Raw genomic sequence first — 16,014 nt, 5'->3', positions numbered from 1 at the left:
CTTTCATTAACCTCTGACGCCACTCTCAAATCCAAATAAGTCTTGCCCGTAAGCAGCAACAGAATCTTCATAAAGTGATGTTTTATGTGTAGCCACGGATAAAATATCGCGGATAAACATTTCTAAAGTCCCACCTTTATACAGTGCAGCACCACCAAGTGTTAACATGGCACGAACAGCGATATCTGTACAAAGCTTTATAATTTTAGTTCTAATGGCAAAAAACTCCCCGAGTGGTGTCATTTCGCCATCCTTTTCGTAATTTTCTAATAAAGAAATGTATTGAGCCATCAACCCTTTTGCTGCATGCAAATCGGTAGAAATTTCTGCTATTACACGTTGACTTCGAGGGGACTCACTTTCTCTCATCCCATCCATCAAACGAACACGCTTTTCAGTTAACACTTTAAACTCTTCAATCACTCTTTCCGCACCACCGATAGCAATCGCTGGGAATCCAATATAAAATGCCGGATAAAATGGCACATGATAAAACGGATAACTTTTATCATAATCTTCTTCTGGTGGCCTTCTTGTTGATTCCGCTTTTTCTAAATCGAGAATACGCTCTTTCGGTACGTACACATTATCTGCAATAATTTGGTTACTTCCCGTCCCTCTTAATCCAAAAGTATCCCAATTTTTAACGATTTCAACCTCAGATGTTTTCAAAATGGGTAGGCAGACTACTGGTTTATCACGTCCTGGTAATTGAACTTTCACCCCTACGCCAACCCAATCACTATGAAGAATGCCACTGACAAAATTCCATTTCCCACTAATTCTTAATCCATCTCCATCAGGTTCTGCTGTACCTAATGCTGCAAAGATATCTGCAATCAATCCACCTTGATTGACTACTTCATCTCTTCCTGCTTTCGGTAAATAAGATGGTAATGAATTGTGTAAAGGGTAAAGGAAGGTTAACCAAGCAGCAGAAAGATTATAATTTGCCACCTTTTGAATCACTTTTGCAAAGGTAGATAAACTCGCTTGTGGCCCACCATATTCCCTCGGTAACATCATCCTTGAGATTTGTGTTTCTTTTATCAAATTCACGACATTTGCTGAAACCGTGGCATTCTTATCAGCCTCATGCGCTTCTTCTTCAGCGAGCATACCAATCTTCTCGGCTCCCTGTAATAGCGCTTCTTCCGTTATATTATCCACCGTATTAACATTCATTGTTACTCACCCCGTTTATAGAATATAAAAACAATTAATTTGATATCGCTTACATTGTTGATTCGAAATTTTCTTTTAATTAAGTTTCTACTGTTAGTGTAGTGAAAAATGAAAATTCAAACTAGAACAAAAACTGTTCATGATTTTTGATTTTTTCGTCTTTATTTGTTCATGTCGGAAAACTTTTTTACAAAATAACTGGCGTAAAATGAAAAAGAAGCGTTCAAATGAAGAACGCTTCTTTTTTGTGATTTTATGAAAATATCGTCTAATCATACAGAGAGGAGTTGCTGTGAAAATCAACTATTAATTTCCATTGGGCCCCCTAGTAGAGGATTCTTTTTTGTGATGCTCTCGACTCTGGAATCTTTCCTGGCAGCCTCGATGAATGTACAAAAACAAATATCTGCTATATACATTTTAACTCACAACTTTACTTGTTTTTCTTGTACCATTTTGCGCGTAAACACGACTTGCACGCAGTTCTTTACCTTTTACATCCTTATCAGTCGCGATTCTCCCTTTTATGCTACTTATCTTTGTGTTTTTGTTCAGATTAGTCGCGATTCCCTCTTTTTCTCTACTTATCTTTGTGTTTCCGCTCGGATTAGTCGCGATTTCCTCTTTTATCCTACTTATCTTTGTGTTTCCGCTCGGATTAGTCCCGATTTCCTCTTTTATCCTACTTATCTTTGTGTTTTGGCTCAGATCAGTCGCGATTTCCCCTTTTTCTCTACTTATCTTTGTGTTTCCGCTCGGATTAGTCGCGATTTCCCCTTTTTCTCTACTTATCTTTGTGTTTTTGCTCCGATCAGTCGTGATTTCCTCTTTTATCCTACTTATCTTTGTTTTTCCGCTCTGATTAGTCGCGATTTCCTCTTTTATCCTACTTATCTTTGTGTTTTGGCTCAGATCAGTCGCGATTTCCTCTTTTACCCTACTTATCTTTGTGTTTCCGCTCTGATTAGTCGCGATTTCCTCTTTTATGCTACTTATCTTTGTGTTTTGGCTCAGATCAGTCGCGATTTCCCCTTTTTCTCTACTTATCTTTGTGTTTCCGCTCGGATCAGTCGCGATTTCCTCTTTTTCTCTACTTATCTTTGTGTTTTGGCTCAGATCAGTCGCGATTTCCCCTTTTTCTCTACTTATCTTTGTGTTTCCGCCCTGTTTAGTCGCGATTTCCTCTTTTTCTCTACTTATCTTTGCTTTTCTGGATGGCTTTTGCTCGTAAACTCAACTTGCGTGCAGTTCTCTTTCTTTTCCTATTAGTTTTGTCCGCAAACTCAACTTCTGAGGCAGACGGTTTTTCTTTTCTGCGCCCTCTTGTAATTCTTCCTTTCACAACGCTCACAGCTCCGGTCTCTATATCAAGGAGACCATATATCAAATAGCATATTTACAATCAAAGGAAAGAAACAAGCAAAACAATAATAGGAAAAAGAACAAAAAACCCATTTAACCCTTGTAAAAAAATAATGAGCGGGCTCATGCTATTTTTGTTTCTAATATAAAAGAAAGAAATGATAGCTAAAATGGGGGTGAGTAATCCAAAGATGCCATAGACCTTACCCGTTGTGTCTAAAAGCTCTTGAATAATTAAAGAAGTAAGAACGATATTTACTAGCAACAACAATAAAGGAATAAGCATTTTCTGTGCTTTGTACTGCTCCACCTCTATCACCATCCTCTAGATCATTTATTAATAGATGAACAATAAAAACAAAAAGAGAAGACTTAATATCAAATATCGAAATAAATATTTACTTTTTTGCAACCATGACTCTACCGCATCCATTAGAAACATCAGGGCCAAAATGAGATATAATCTACCCGGTAATAACAAGTCAGTGTTTTGCAGACCCAAAATTAAATAGAGTAGTAGCATAAAAATGAATACGAACCGAAGTATAGTAAAAATTTTAATTGGCTTTACATTACTTTTTTCAAAAAACAAACCCATTTTTTCATCTACTTTCAAAGATTTTCTCCCTAATTCGCCGTTTAAAATAAAAGGTAATAAGCAGACTACCAGTAAAAACAAAGAAAAGTGAGCCCCAAACCCCCCTTGATAAACTAGCAAAAAAATAGAAAAACACCGCATTCACTAACATCCAAAATGTAAAAAGGATAGAAAAAACCAAACCTCTCATAGTCTTATTTGCCCTTTTTGCTAACAACCAAATTCCTACAATACATTGCAATAATATAAAACCAATGATTGAACTCATCCAATAATTATAAACTAACACTACTCCACACCATTTTCTAAGATGGCAAAGGAGCCAAGATCAGCATCAATCTGAGCAGTTGCCCCATAAGGCAAAATAAATTTTGGTTCCGTATGTCCGAAATTCAAGTTATAAAGGACCGGTACATCAGTTAAACCGTATTCCTGTAAAACGGTTAATATCACCATCTTGTATTCTTCATAGTATGCTTCATCATAAGGCTTAGCAAATACGATTCCATTTACGGCTTTTAATATCCCTTGCGCTGCATAATTCCTGAGCCAATACTTCACATAATCAGGGGCCGTCTTATCTTCGGACGTTTCAAAAAACAAAATACTACCTTGCCAATACTCTTTCTCTGGCCAAAGAATGGTTTGCTTAGCAAACTCCAGCACTTCAATACATCCGCCGATTAACGAGCCTTCTACCTTACCGCTTCCTTGCAGGACCTCATAGCCGTTATTCTTATTCATTTTTCGCCGCTTCTCTTTATTGACTTCTATCCACTCGAGCCTCTCACTCGTCCAATGTGGAGCAGGCGTCAGTTCACCAATTGGAGAAGAGGAAAATAGCGTACGTTTGATGCTTTCAACGGTGTACGGATCCATCTCAACATTCTCTGCAAAATCTGTTAAAATCGCAGGTCCATAGAACGACGATAGCCCTGCTTTATGACAGAATAAATGAGTAATCGTGACATCTGAATAGCCCATAAAAATTTTAGGATTTTCTTTTATCACATCAAAATCAATATAGGGCAGCAAGCGAATACTGTCTTCTCCACCAATATTGGCAATAATGGCTTTAATACTATGATCAGAAAAAGCTGCCATTAAGTCTTCGGCGCGCGCTTCGGGATGTTGATATAAATAATCTGCCCCCTTCAGGCTGTGCGGCATTGCGACGACTTCTAGTCCAAATACTTCTTCAAGCCGCCTTACCCCTTGTTCATAACGCCACCTAATTTCTTCTTCACCTGCACCTCCCCATGAAGGACTCACCGTTGCTACTCGGTCACCTCTTTGCAATCTTTGTGGTTTTTTTAACATATATATCCCCCCATCTGTTATATCCAACGTGCAAACCAAGCTACATAGTAAGCAGCAGGCAAGAATATGATTTGCGCTGCCAACGTGCCAACAAACTTAGAACTGACCATTGTTAATGAATAACTTTTCAAATAAATATATTTGCTTGGGTTAGTTACCACCCTATCAGCTAATACTGAAGCTTTTGGGTCAATAAATAATGTCAGAATAATTGTTGCTACACCGTTTATGATACCCGACGACATTAACGCTGCTTGCGCATACTCTGGTGCAATAATGGAAGCATAGATGGATGATAGCACCCCTGTCGTAAACACCGCTGTGACAATTACATTCAAGCAAAATAAGCGCTTAGGAATGGTTTGTAACGTAATTCCTTTTAAGTAATAGAAACGAGGGATTCTAATACATGAAAGCATACGCTTGATTCCTCGTAAGTTCATATTTTTCTTTACTAATGCGGGGATTGAGCCCCGCTGTTCTGACATTTGCACGATTGCCTTTGAAAATATCAAAATAAATGTAGGGAAGAGCAACATGCCTAGCAATACACCTATTGAAGTAACACCTATTAACAGGCGATACTGTTCTTCAATGAACTTCATGACATTCCCTTCAGGTGCTGCATTAATCAATTTTGCCGTCATCGGTTGCTGAATCATCGTCGAAAATCGCGAGACAATCACTAATGTACTAAACAATGAGATTGCTGTAGCAATCAACCTTACTCTTGTTCCAGCAATCCTAGTCGAGTAAGCTAAAGTCTCTACTAATGTAACGATTAATAGAAAACATGCGATCAAAAGTAATTATGCTGTGATCAATTCTGCCATTAACTTGTTCACTCCAGCTTTTTATATTAAAAGCAATTATAAATCAAGTGGGATAAATTAACAATAATAAATACCATCCTTTTCCTTTTGTATTTGGGCATAAGAAAAACGCTCCTTCCATTAGAAGCAGCGCATTTCCGTTAAGGCATTTCCTGTATTTCTGTCTCAAATGTTGAAAAAGCAAAGATACCAAGTAACGCAAATAATATCCATATGACCGTAAGAATGATACCTATAATCCCGCAGATAAGACCGGCCGTTGCTAGCGATTTCCCTTTTTCTCCTGTTTGCAGGATTTCTTTTGCCGACAACCTTCCAAATACAATACTAATAATCCCTAATAAGAAGCCGATAAATGGAACGAGCAATGAGAGAATCCCTAGGGTCAGGGAAACCACTGCTTTCGTATTTGTTTTTTGTTGTTCCATTCTTTCCCTCCTATTCCATAAACCTAAATAAATCGCCTAAAATAATTTCATCAGATAACTTAAGTTCTTTACGTACCGTTTCTAGATAAGTTTCACAGTTTTCTTCTTCAGTTAGTGATTCAGTATTCATGCTGTAACAAGCATTGTTAAGATAAGCGTATTCACTAGCTACCATACTGCCATCACGAAAGACAACAGGTTTATTAGGATCTCTCGTAAAGAGGTTTTCACTAAAGTTTGTTCTCTGCTCCTCATCAATACCCATTAGTTCGAGGATAGTCGCATGAATATCAATTTCGCCACCGATTGTTTCAAATATCGCACCTTCTTCACCAGGTATATGAATAATAAGAGGAATTTGCTGCAATTGAAGATGATTAATCGGCGTCTCCGGTTGATCTAATAACTCATGCACGCCTTCTTCAAATTCTTGAGAAATCCCATAATGATCACCATAGATAACGAAAATGGTGTCTTCATACATGCCTTCCTTTTTTAACAAATCAAAGAATCTTTCAATCGCTGCATCTTCATAATTAACCGTTGTCACATAACGATTAACAACGTCAACCGACGTATCAGCAGGAGGCATTCGTTGGTCCTCACTTTCTAATAAAAAAGGAAAATGATTTGTTAATGTAAGGAAACTAGCCATATAAGGTTCCGTTAGCGTTGAAAGATGTGTGATTGATTGTTCAAAAAAAGGAATATCTTTAATACCATAGTTTACGGAATTCTCTTCTGTAATATGATAGTCCTCTTGAGAAAAATATTGATTATACCCTAAGCTCGGATACATTTGCTTTCGATTCCAAAAATTAATGCTGTTACCATGAAAAGTGGCAGCGCTATAATTATTTTTTGCTTTCAATAATTTAGGTAGAGAAATAAACTCATTTTCAGGGCGTCTAACAAAGACAGAACCACTGGATAAAGGGTATAAGCCTGTATGAATCATGAACTCTGCATCTGACGTTTTTCCTTGTGCTGCTTGCTCATATATATTTGAAAAATAATAACTATCTTCTATTAAGGAGTTAAGGAATGGGGTAATTTCTTCCCCATTGACTTTACGGTTAATGACGAAATTCTGCGTAGACTCTAAGCTAATCAATACTAAATTCTTTCCCTCAGCAAGACCAAAATAGTCTGATTTAGCATCAGGCATCCCCTGTAAATAGTTAGTTACAGGTTCAACACTTTTATCACTAGCTAATACTTTCATCATTGGTGATTGCAAACTATTAATAATGTTGAACACTTGATAATTATATAGCCCTAATGACTCAACAAGCTGTTCCCTGTCATAGTTCGCTTGAAGCACGTAAGGATTTCTCAATAATGCGAGGGAAACGGTCATCATGATTAAGACCATAGTCAAGCCAACATACTTCTTTTTATGAGGCATAGCAGGTTGCCACTTTGTTTGTTTTGTTTTTCGCCATACATAAACAAAAAAGATAATATCTAAGAATAATAGCAAATCTAAAGGCGAAATTAACTCCAACGTACTTGGTCCAAGTCCACCAACATTATTTAGCTGCATAAGTACAGATACTGTTACAAAATCAATATAGAAACGATAATATAGTAAGTTCGCATATAATAAACCAATAAGCAACACATAGGCAATTAACACGCCTATCATGGAAAATCTTTTTTTGAATATAAAAGCAAGGCCCATAAGTAGCAGGCTAATACCAATTGGATTAACGAGAAGGACGAGAAAGTCTAGCCATGTCTCGACGGTTAAATTGAAGCCTACCCATGTAACAACCACTACCTTTACCCATAAAATGACAAAGAGTGCAGGTAGATAATGCTTACCAACCCAATTTATAAAGTTTTTCATCCCATTACCTTCCTACTATGAAAGCTGTCATAGACTTTAAGCAAGCGAATCATCGCATCCTCAACATCTGCCTTTTTCTGTTCCCCCATTAGTGCAATCTGAAACCAGTTTCTCTTAAGCAAATAGTTGCTTTCATAACTGACATAAACCCCTACGAGCTTCAATTGATCGCCAAACTCTCTTGAACTAATTTCTATCTCTAATTGAACAGTCAAAATACCAGGAGAATAATTTTCCCCATAAAACACTCTTAAGCCTGCCTCTACTAATTTTTGACGTACTAATTCATATAAAGCATGACTTGCATAATGATGATTCTCTATCGCTACAGATAGTGCATACAGTCCATTTGATGAATGTGTAAACGGAATACTCGCCTTGGCCTGATACACACCAATATCGAGATATTTCGGTAATTGATGATGAGGCTTGATTTCTGTTTGATGAAAAACCAGCGCTAAACCGGGATAGGAACCTAAGCCTTTCCCACTAACCGCACTCGTGATATATACATTCTTTAGATGAACTGGAACAATTCCTAGCGAACTGCAAGCATCTAGACATAGCTTCACATTATACTGCAGACAAAGCTGTTCCAATTCTTCTAATGGAAAAAGATAACCTGTAGATGTTTCACAGTGTACAGTCCAAATCCAGCCAATATCTCGATTGTCCCGTAACATGTTCTCTACTTCGCTTATATCTATAGGTGCGTTCCATGGTTTCTCAACTGTCGCAAAAGGTAATTTGAAACGCTTACCATGCTCAATGAGCCGGTACCCAAATTCACCGTTTGCTAAAATGAGTCCCTTCTCATTTACTATTGATAAATGGGCAGCAACCATATCATTTGCCATTGTTCCTGTACCAACAGCTATTTCGACTTCATTAGCATTAGTTAATGCGCAAAGCTTCTTTTTTAGCTTGCTCAACATGGAGCTTACTTCATGAGAACGGTGGGACACTGGCTCTCTCCCCCACGCCTCCTTTACCTTATCTGCGATCGAAACTGGACCAGGAAGGAAAAAATGTCCATTCTCTTTCGCGTTCCGCCTCAGCATTTTTTGAAAAAGCTTAGATGCTGCCTCGAAACTTTCTTTTGTTAAATACATTGGTTGGTATGGCGCTTCCTTTGTACCTACCAAAGGACCAAAGGGGCGGAATCCAAGATGTCTATATAACTTTGTCTGTCTTAATGTTCCAGAAATGATTGCCATTGTATAATGCTCTTCAAGACAGAAATCAACTAACGCTTTGCTTAACTCGTAAAATACGCGACTCCCACGATAAGGTGTTTTGATAGATAATAACCGTATCTCACATAAGGTTTCGTTCGGTGGCAGGTACGCGTCTAATTGATCAAGCTTTTCGTCTAATGAAAATGGTCTCGTCCCTTTTACAGCAATCATACCCACGACTTCATCTTCTTTTTTAGCGATAATATATGTATTGGCATCATGAAAGCGATCAACTAATTTTCTTTGTTCATTCACTCTATGTTGCGGTATTTCCTCTACAAATGTTTCATAGTTTAATTGATGAATCTGCTCCAGTTCAGAACTTTGATCTGCACGCTTATAAACAATTGCTGTCATCATTCCACTCCTCCACTTCTATGCAGCCTTACAATAATGAATAGCATAAAAAAGTATGCCGCCGCTAATATCCAACTACTTTTTATCATAAGTAGAATAGGCATGATAAAGAAACTAGTTAGTGTAGGGATAGTCAACTTCTTTGTAATGATATATAGCAGGAGAATGAGTCCACCGACGATCAGTAAACCCATTGGCAACAAAACCAATGAGACAGCTAGATAGACAACGATTCCCTTTCCCCCATGAAACTGTAATTGCACTGGCCAGATATGACCACATAAGATGGCTACCACAACGCAAGCGAGTACTAGATTACTAGCTTCCCCCAAATAAATGACTACTAACAAAGGGAAAATGGTTTTGAATGCATCAATAATTACGGTATACACAAAAGCTTTCCTACCCATCACTCTACCGGCATTACGTGCACCTGCATTACCACTTCCCTTTACTCTTATATCCTCACCATATAAAAATTGACCAATATAATAGGCCCCATTTAAACAACCACAAGCATACGCAAAAAGAACCCATAAAACCAAATTCAGGAAGGGTCACCTCTCTTTTTTAACATAACTACATCCCTCATATCTTAACATTATTATCCAATGTGTAGGAATACCCTAAATGTCATTTTTTACATAGGTTTTAAAATATAAAAAAGGCTCAAGCCACCAAATTATTTAGAGTCTTAAGCCTTTTCATTCCATTTTCATTTACTTAATTTAAATCAACTGCTTTTTGAGAAGCTTTCATTTGTTCAGCGATGTCACTAATGAAGGTTTGCTCCAACTGTTTCACCATTTGCTCTTCTGCTCTAAGCATTGCCTGCTCAATTAAACAGCATTCATTATGTGGGTGGTCGTGATCAAGTGAACAGTGAAACAGTTGATTACTTCCTTCTATCGCTTGGATCACTTGTAAAAATGAAATATCTCCATTACGCTTCACTATACGGTAACCACCTTTTGCTCCGGGTGTGGATTCAATTAACCCCGCTTTTACCAGCTTTGTTAATATTTTCGATAAATAAGTCGGCGATAGATCTTGCACTTTTGCTAACACGTCCACTCCGACAGATTCACCTTTTGGAGCCAAGTATAAGAAAGCCATTGTGTGTAAACCATAATTCGTCGCACTTGAATATTTCATTTTTACTACTCCTTTTTTCTAAAAATCTTCGGCTAATAAATCACTCACAACAGCAATGCCAGCCCTACTTCCGTCACTAGCTGCAAATATAAGTTGAGCCATTGGCATTGTTGATGTGTCACCACTAGCATAAACGCCTTCTATATTTGTTCTACCAAATTCGTCTGTGATAATGCCACCATTTTCATTCACTTTACAACCTATTATATCAGCTAAAGGAGAAGCTTGCTTTGACATCATCCCAACAAATCCACCATTCCTTTCTAATCTTTCCCCATTTGTAAAGACAACTTCTTGTAATTGTCCCTCTTCACCATGTAAATAAGCAATTTCATCCTCCAATACACGGATCCCTTTCGAGGCTAATAGTTCTTTTTCTTCTCCTGTTAAAATCTTCTTCCCATTAGAGCATACAATAATATCATCACTCCAATTCGTTAGTAATTTAACCATATGGGTAATACCTTCCATCTCAGAAACAACCACGAGTTTTCTCTCCCTTAACTCCCAACCATCACAAAAAGGACAATGAAAGACACTTTTGCCATATAACTCTTTTAACCCTTTAATAGGAGGTAACTGATCCTTCACTCCTGTTGCTAAAATCACTTTTCTCGATTGTATCAGATTGCCTGAGCTTGTCTTAATAAGGAATATATTGTTTTCTTTTTTAAGCCCCGTCACCTTTTCTGTCTTTAATGAAATGCTTGGATATTTCTGAAGATCTTCTTTTGCTAAACGTTTAAATTCAGCTGGTGCAATTCCATCTCGTGTAATAAAACCATGTGATTCATGTGTAACACTATTTCTCGGTTTATCTTCATCGAAAAGCACGATATTTTTTCTTGCTCTCCCTAATACAAGTGCCGCATTCATACCTGCTGGACCGCCACCAATAATCACACAATCTAACATTGTATTACTCACTCTCCTATATAAATATATTATAGACCTTTAATATCTATAATAGGGAGTATACCGATTAAAAACAAGGAAAACAACTCACACTTTAGAGTAAAGACTTTTTAGTAGATAAAAATTAATAGCATTTGTTGGCGATATACTCTCATTATATGTACACTTATGTTCATAATAAAAAGTGCTCACCAGAAGATGAGCACTCTCTTATTATTTTTATTAATCATCTAATTCAACTTTTAGTACTTTACCAGTTAAAGCATCAATTTTTATTTCTGCTTCTTGTTTGCCTTCTAATTCAATATCGTAAATAAGTGTCCCATTATCGTGATCAAGTTGCAGTTCACTGAACTCTCCGTCTGCTTCTTTTTCAGCTAATTGAATGGCATCACTTGCAGAGAAAAGCTTTTGATCCAGTGTAATTTCTTCGTCCTGCTCATCTTCTTTCTCTGATTTCACTTTAAGCACTTCTCCAGTATTTGCATTTAACTCTACATCTGTTTCAGTACCATTCCCTTGTAGCTCTACATTATATACGAGATTTCCTCTTTCCCACTCTAATTCAACATCAGTTACTTTTCCTTTCCCTTCCTCTTGTGCTGTCTTGATTGCTTCTTCAATTGAAAGGGTTCCTTCATTTGTATTGCTTGTTTGTTTTTGTTTCACTTCTTCACCATTTGATACCGTTGCTTTTGGGGCATCATCATTGGCAAATGTGGTTGCAGCAAAAACGCCTCCTAATGTAATAGCTCCTGCTAATAAACCTACTCCTACTTTTTTCATTTTAATTTCCTCCTGTTTGTTATGTCTATACTGTTATATTAAACAGCTATCATGAGATAAAATTGTGAGGAAGATTAAAATAAGATTAGAATTCACTTCTTTTTCATTAATCCCAAGTCACAGTTGATTCGCCTGTAATGGCATTCACTTCAACTAAAGCCTCTTTTTCATCACCCGTTTCAATTTCGATAAGATAGAAGACATGATCCTCTTCATTTTCCAAGTCAACATCATCTACTTCGCCTTGAACAGCTTGGAGAGCGATTTCAATCGCTTCTTCTTCTGTCAGAATCGTATTTTTCGGAGGCTGTTCATTGGCTAGCTCATTTGAAAGGACTTTCCCAGTTACTGCATGTAAGGTAATTTCACGCGCTTCTCCGTCTTTAACTACTTGAGCGACAAATACTTCTTCGCCTGACTTTTCTTTTAGATTTACTGAATCAATTTCCCCTAAAGAAGCAGTTTGCACTAATTCCTTGACTTCTTGCTCCGTTAAACGTTGCTTTTCTTCTCCTGTTCTTGACATTTCTTCTATTTCACCACTTGCACGATTAATGTGTAGTTGATACATTTGCCCTGCGCGATCGAAAGAAACGATAAACTCTTTACCTTTATCCTCTGTTTCTTGGATAACGCCTCCATATCGTTCCTCAACTATCTGCTTTACCTCGCTCTCAGCTAATTCATCCGATGGCAACACAAACTGTTTGAGCAAGAGCCAGACAATAATGATCATGATGAAAAACAACAGAATGAATCCTAAACTACTAATTACCTTCTTCTTCATTTTCTCATCACTCCTGACTTTGCCCTTTATCAAAAAGTATTTTCACTTTCGTTCCTATTCCTAATTCGCTTTGAAGCGTTAACTCAACATCAATCGCTTCTGAGATTTCTTTTGCCAAAGATAAACCGAGTCCGCTACCATTTTTCCCCCGCTTCCTTGCGGGATCTACTTGGTAAAAGCGATCAAACACTCTCGCCTGATCAGCTTTAGAAATACCAACTCCTGTATCAATTACTTCAATAAATGTTTGCTCATTTGCCTTCCCGATAACAATTTCAATCTCATTTTCACTATATTTCCTAGCGTTATCTAATAGGATAAACAATAGCTGCTTAAGCTTTTGCTCATCAGAAGTGACCGTCGTTTCTTTTAAGCCAGTTATTGTAATGTGGCGCTGATACGCTCTCTCAAATGAACGACTAACTTCAAAAAGGAACGGGGAGAGTGAAATCTCTTGTTTTTGTACATTCCATTCTTCGTTATTCTTCGCCAAAAGAAGCAATTGTTCAGTTAGTTCTCGCATCCTTATTGCCTCTGAGTGGATAGCTTCAACAGATTCATCGACTAAATCTTTATCTTGGTACCCTCGTCTTTTAAGCAAATTAGCATAACTTTCTATGATTGTTAATGGTGTTTTTAATTCATGAGAAGCATTAGCAATAAATTGCTTTTGTTTCTCATCATTCTCCTCAAGCAGCGTAATCATATGATTGAAGGTTTCACCCATTTCCCTCAATTCGATGTCTGCATTTCGATGGAGCTGCAGTTGTTTAAATTGGCCACTATTTCTAATTTCCTTCATTGTTGCAGTTAAAGAAAGAATCGGCGTAATAATCACGTTGCCGACAAACCTACTTGAAAGGAATACAGGTATCGTTGCAACTAGTGTTACGATAAAGAGAACGGTCTTTAATATATTTAAGTTTCGATAACTTGCTTCAATATCTTTTCCTATTTGTAAGTTTGCCACTTCTCCACTGGGCAAAATCATTGGTGTTGAACTAATAACTATATGTTCGTTTTTAATAATTTCTGTCTTATCACTTGCTCCAAACTGAAAAGCCAGCTTATCTACCTTTTCATTATCCATCGAAGTGGTTGTTGTTGCTTCTCCATTTTCATGAATAATTCTTATAAACCCATCAACCGGTACATACGCCCTTAATAAGCTTCCTTGAGGAAGAGTGCCTAGGGATTGATGGAACTCAGTTAATACCCTATTTAATTCTTCTTTTGCCTGCTCCTTCTCACCCTCTAGCGTAATGGATTGAAAAATAAAGTATATTGTAAAGTTCATTACAATGAGTAAAACAATAAATAAGACCGCAGTATATAAATGAATTCTATTTTTGATCTTCATGTTGGTTGCCTGAGGGTATAGCCCACACCTCTTACTGTTTGAATAAGCGGTTTGACATCATCCGATACTTCTAACTTCCTTCTTAAATACCGAATATACACATCAACCACATTTGTATCACCGCTGTAATCGTACCCCCACACTTTAGACAATATTTGGTCTCTTGTCAGCACTTGGCGTTCATTTTCAGCTAAATAGAGCAATAAATCGAATTCCTTAGCAGTCAACTCAATGGATTGTTCCCCTCGCATGACTTCTCTCGTCTGCTCATTCATTTTTAAATCGCTACAAGTTAACCATTTTCCTCCTTCTTCTTTACCGCCTTTTTGTTTCAATCGCAAAGCTGCTCTCACTCTTGCTAGTAATTCTTCTATTTGAAAAGGCTTGGTGACATAGTCATTTGCCCCAAAATCAAGTCCAGTTACTTTATCTTCTACTGCACCTTTAGCCGTTAGTAATATAACCGGTGTAACCGTATCATTCCCTCTAATTCTACGTAGAATTTCCATCCCACTTAAACCTGGTAGCATCACATCTAAGAGGATAAGATCCCACTCTTTTTCTCGGTAATGATTCATCGCCTCCATGCCATCATACACCTTTGTCACTTGATAACCTTCATACGTTAATTCAAGCTCTAATAAGCGCGCAATTTTTTCCTCATCCTCAACAATCAAAATCTCCTCTGCCATCCACCACGCCTCCTTTTACAGTTATTATTAACTTACCAAAAGAACATTAAAAACAAATTAAAATTTTCATCAAATAAACCTCCCTTTTTTGGAGGAGGTCTCACCATATTAATTATTCGTTCGGCTTGAGGCGTACACTATAAAATCTCATTGCCCTCGGCACACCCTTCAATTCAAAAACACCTAAGAACGCTAGCGTTCTTAAACGGTACTCAATAAACAAATCCCCAATGGGTTGGTCTAAATGTCCAATGACCTCACCAATTAGGCGGGCAGACTTCATAAATTCTTTTCCCTTTTGAAGTTCCCTTGCCTTAGCAATAATCATCTCATCTAAATAATTTTCACTGACAGGAGTTAACCTTCCTTCTTCCCATGTCCTTAAAAAGACGTCCTTCGAGTGAGCAAGCGTAACCCAAAGTTCTATCCATTTTTGACGTTCATCTATTGATAAGAGGAGATAATTTTCCACATTTTTTATATATTCCATCCACTGCTCGGGCGCAAGCTCACCCGTATGTAGAATATCTTGACGTGTTAAGCTTTGCTGGTGCTCCTGATCTAAACCTATATATATTTGATTGTTTTTCTCCCGTAATAGGTAGACGGCATAGGCTATTCCTGTCTGTTCATGCGCATTTTCGCATCCCCAAATAAAAATTTTACATTGTTCGGGTAATGCCTGTAACTTCATCCAACTTTCTTCTATCCGTGGAATATAGTCAAAGATAAATTCATCTTCTAAATTAATATGTTCAAACAACCAGTCCTTGCGCTTCTCAAGACCCTCTAATTGATGCAATTGCCATAATGGCCCTATCGAAAAATTAATTGGAATAGTAATGACTCTATCACTTATATTTAATTTCTCTATTGCTTGTTTTAAACTCCCCGCACTCGAATCGCTAAAAACAATATGTATATTACCTCCTTGAATAGGAGGAGTTTCCTTATCAAATGTTAACACTGCTCGATAAAACTTCTTCATGCTAGTCATATAATCCTCATCAGAGTAGTTTCCTGAACGAAGCATTTCAGTATGTAATAACATTTGTAACAGTAAGGATCTTGCTTCATGATCCGATAATTTATCTACTTGCTGTTTAATTTGCACCTGCTAACCCACTCCCTATACACTTTTATAAC

The 16,014-nt window shown here is 37.4% G+C and carries 15 protein-coding genes; all 15 read right to left on the bottom strand.

Features of this window, described 5'->3' with window-relative positions; all coding sequences use genetic code 11:
- Positions 1-6 precede the first annotated feature (6 nt).
- A complete protein-coding gene (locus LG276_RS02010; protein WP_251163015.1) occupies positions 7-1,185 on the bottom strand; it encodes an acyl-CoA dehydrogenase family protein in 1,179 nt (392 codons plus the stop codon).
- Between the two features lie 1,402 nt (positions 1,186-2,587).
- Entirely contained in the window at positions 2,588-2,857 is a 270-nt protein-coding gene (locus LG276_RS02005; RefSeq protein ID WP_224938243.1) for a hypothetical protein, read from the bottom strand.
- 576 nt (positions 2,858-3,433) lie between these two features.
- On the bottom strand, positions 3,434-4,465 hold the full coding sequence (locus tag LG276_RS02000) for a S66 peptidase family protein (RefSeq protein WP_289432670.1): 1,032 nt from the start codon (positions 4,463-4,465) through the stop codon (positions 3,434-3,436).
- Positions 4,466-4,482: 17 nt separating this feature from the next.
- A complete protein-coding gene (locus LG276_RS01995) occupies positions 4,483-5,268 on the bottom strand; it encodes a lipid II flippase Amj family protein (protein ID WP_404293335.1) in 786 nt (261 codons plus the stop codon).
- A gap of 170 nt (positions 5,269-5,438) precedes the next feature.
- A complete protein-coding gene (locus LG276_RS01990; protein WP_224938246.1) occupies positions 5,439-5,726 on the bottom strand; it encodes a DUF4190 domain-containing protein in 288 nt (95 codons plus the stop codon).
- A 10-nt stretch (positions 5,727-5,736) separates the two neighbouring features.
- Entirely contained in the window at positions 5,737-7,578 is a 1,842-nt protein-coding gene (locus tag LG276_RS01985; RefSeq protein WP_404293333.1) for an LTA synthase family protein, read from the bottom strand.
- Positions 7,575-9,176, bottom strand: coding sequence for a GNAT family N-acetyltransferase (locus LG276_RS01980; RefSeq protein WP_404293331.1), 1,602 nt, complete (start codon positions 9,174-9,176; stop codon positions 7,575-7,577). The genes LG276_RS01985 and LG276_RS01980 overlap by 4 nt, the downstream gene beginning before the upstream one ends.
- Entirely contained in the window at positions 9,173-9,718 is a 546-nt protein-coding gene (locus LG276_RS01975; protein ID WP_404293329.1) for a glycerol-3-phosphate acyltransferase, read from the bottom strand. The genes LG276_RS01980 and LG276_RS01975 overlap by 4 nt, the downstream gene beginning before the upstream one ends.
- A gap of 178 nt (positions 9,719-9,896) precedes the next feature.
- A complete protein-coding gene (locus LG276_RS01970) occupies positions 9,897-10,328 on the bottom strand; it encodes an RrF2 family transcriptional regulator (protein WP_404293327.1) in 432 nt (143 codons plus the stop codon).
- Between the two features lie 18 nt (positions 10,329-10,346).
- Complete coding sequence (locus LG276_RS01965; protein WP_224938324.1) at positions 10,347-11,243, bottom strand: NAD(P)/FAD-dependent oxidoreductase; 897 nt, start codon at positions 11,241-11,243, stop codon at positions 10,347-10,349.
- Positions 11,244-11,465: 222 nt separating this feature from the next.
- Complete coding sequence (locus LG276_RS01960) at positions 11,466-12,029, bottom strand: PepSY domain-containing protein (RefSeq protein ID WP_289432667.1); 564 nt, start codon at positions 12,027-12,029, stop codon at positions 11,466-11,468.
- 106 nt (positions 12,030-12,135) lie between these two features.
- Positions 12,136-12,816, bottom strand: a complete 681-nt coding sequence (locus LG276_RS01955; protein ID WP_404293324.1) for a PepSY domain-containing protein — start codon at positions 12,814-12,816, stop codon at positions 12,136-12,138.
- Positions 12,817-12,823: 7 nt separating this feature from the next.
- Complete coding sequence (locus LG276_RS01950; protein ID WP_404293321.1) at positions 12,824-14,176, bottom strand: ATP-binding protein; 1,353 nt, start codon at positions 14,174-14,176, stop codon at positions 12,824-12,826.
- Positions 14,173-14,868: a response regulator transcription factor gene (locus tag LG276_RS01945; RefSeq protein ID WP_095370967.1), complete on the bottom strand. Its 696-nt coding sequence runs from the start codon at positions 14,866-14,868 to the stop codon at positions 14,173-14,175. The genes LG276_RS01950 and LG276_RS01945 overlap by 4 nt, the downstream gene beginning before the upstream one ends.
- Before the next feature lie 112 nt (positions 14,869-14,980).
- Entirely contained in the window at positions 14,981-15,982 is a 1,002-nt protein-coding gene (locus tag LG276_RS01940; RefSeq protein ID WP_404293318.1) for a DUF1835 domain-containing protein, read from the bottom strand.
- Positions 15,983-16,014: the final 32 nt, after the last annotated feature.

Origin of the sequence: Cytobacillus kochii (genome assembly GCF_044790165.1) — a bacterium.
In the GTDB taxonomy this organism is placed as follows: Bacteria; Bacillota; Bacilli; order Bacillales; family Cytobacillaceae; genus Cytobacillus; species Cytobacillus kochii.
This window is presented reverse-complemented; position numbering and strand designations above follow the sequence as displayed.

What these genes read in the sequence shown, in the direction of transcription:
- LG276_RS01970 (WP_404293327.1), bottom strand. Translation starts at nt 10,328, where the DNA reads ATGAAATATTCAAGTGCGACGAATTATGGTTTACACACAATGGCTTTC.
- LG276_RS01960 (WP_289432667.1), bottom strand. Translation starts at nt 12,029, where the DNA reads ATGAAAAAAGTAGGAGTAGGTTTATTAGCAGGAGCTATTACATTAGGA.
- LG276_RS01945 (WP_095370967.1), bottom strand. Translation starts at nt 14,868, where the DNA reads ATGGCAGAGGAGATTTTGATTGTTGAGGATGAGGAAAAAATTGCGCGC.
- LG276_RS01955 (WP_404293324.1), bottom strand. Translation starts at nt 12,816, where the DNA reads ATGAAGAAGAAGGTAATTAGTAGTTTAGGATTCATTCTGTTGTTTTTC.
- LG276_RS01965 (WP_224938324.1), bottom strand. Translation starts at nt 11,243, where the DNA reads ATGTTAGATTGTGTGATTATTGGTGGCGGTCCAGCAGGTATGAATGCG.
- LG276_RS01950 (WP_404293321.1), bottom strand. Translation starts at nt 14,176, where the DNA reads ATGAAGATCAAAAATAGAATTCATTTATATACTGCGGTCTTATTTATT.
- LG276_RS02000 (WP_289432670.1), bottom strand. Translation starts at nt 4,465, where the DNA reads ATGTTAAAAAAACCACAAAGATTGCAAAGAGGTGACCGAGTAGCAACG.
- LG276_RS01980 (WP_404293331.1), bottom strand. Translation starts at nt 9,176, where the DNA reads ATGATGACAGCAATTGTTTATAAGCGTGCAGATCAAAGTTCTGAACTG.
- LG276_RS01985 (WP_404293333.1), bottom strand. Translation starts at nt 7,578, where the DNA reads ATGAAAAACTTTATAAATTGGGTTGGTAAGCATTATCTACCTGCACTC.
- LG276_RS01990 (WP_224938246.1), bottom strand. Translation starts at nt 5,726, where the DNA reads ATGGAACAACAAAAAACAAATACGAAAGCAGTGGTTTCCCTGACCCTA.
- LG276_RS02010 (WP_251163015.1), bottom strand. Translation starts at nt 1,185, where the DNA reads ATGAATGTTAATACGGTGGATAATATAACGGAAGAAGCGCTATTACAG.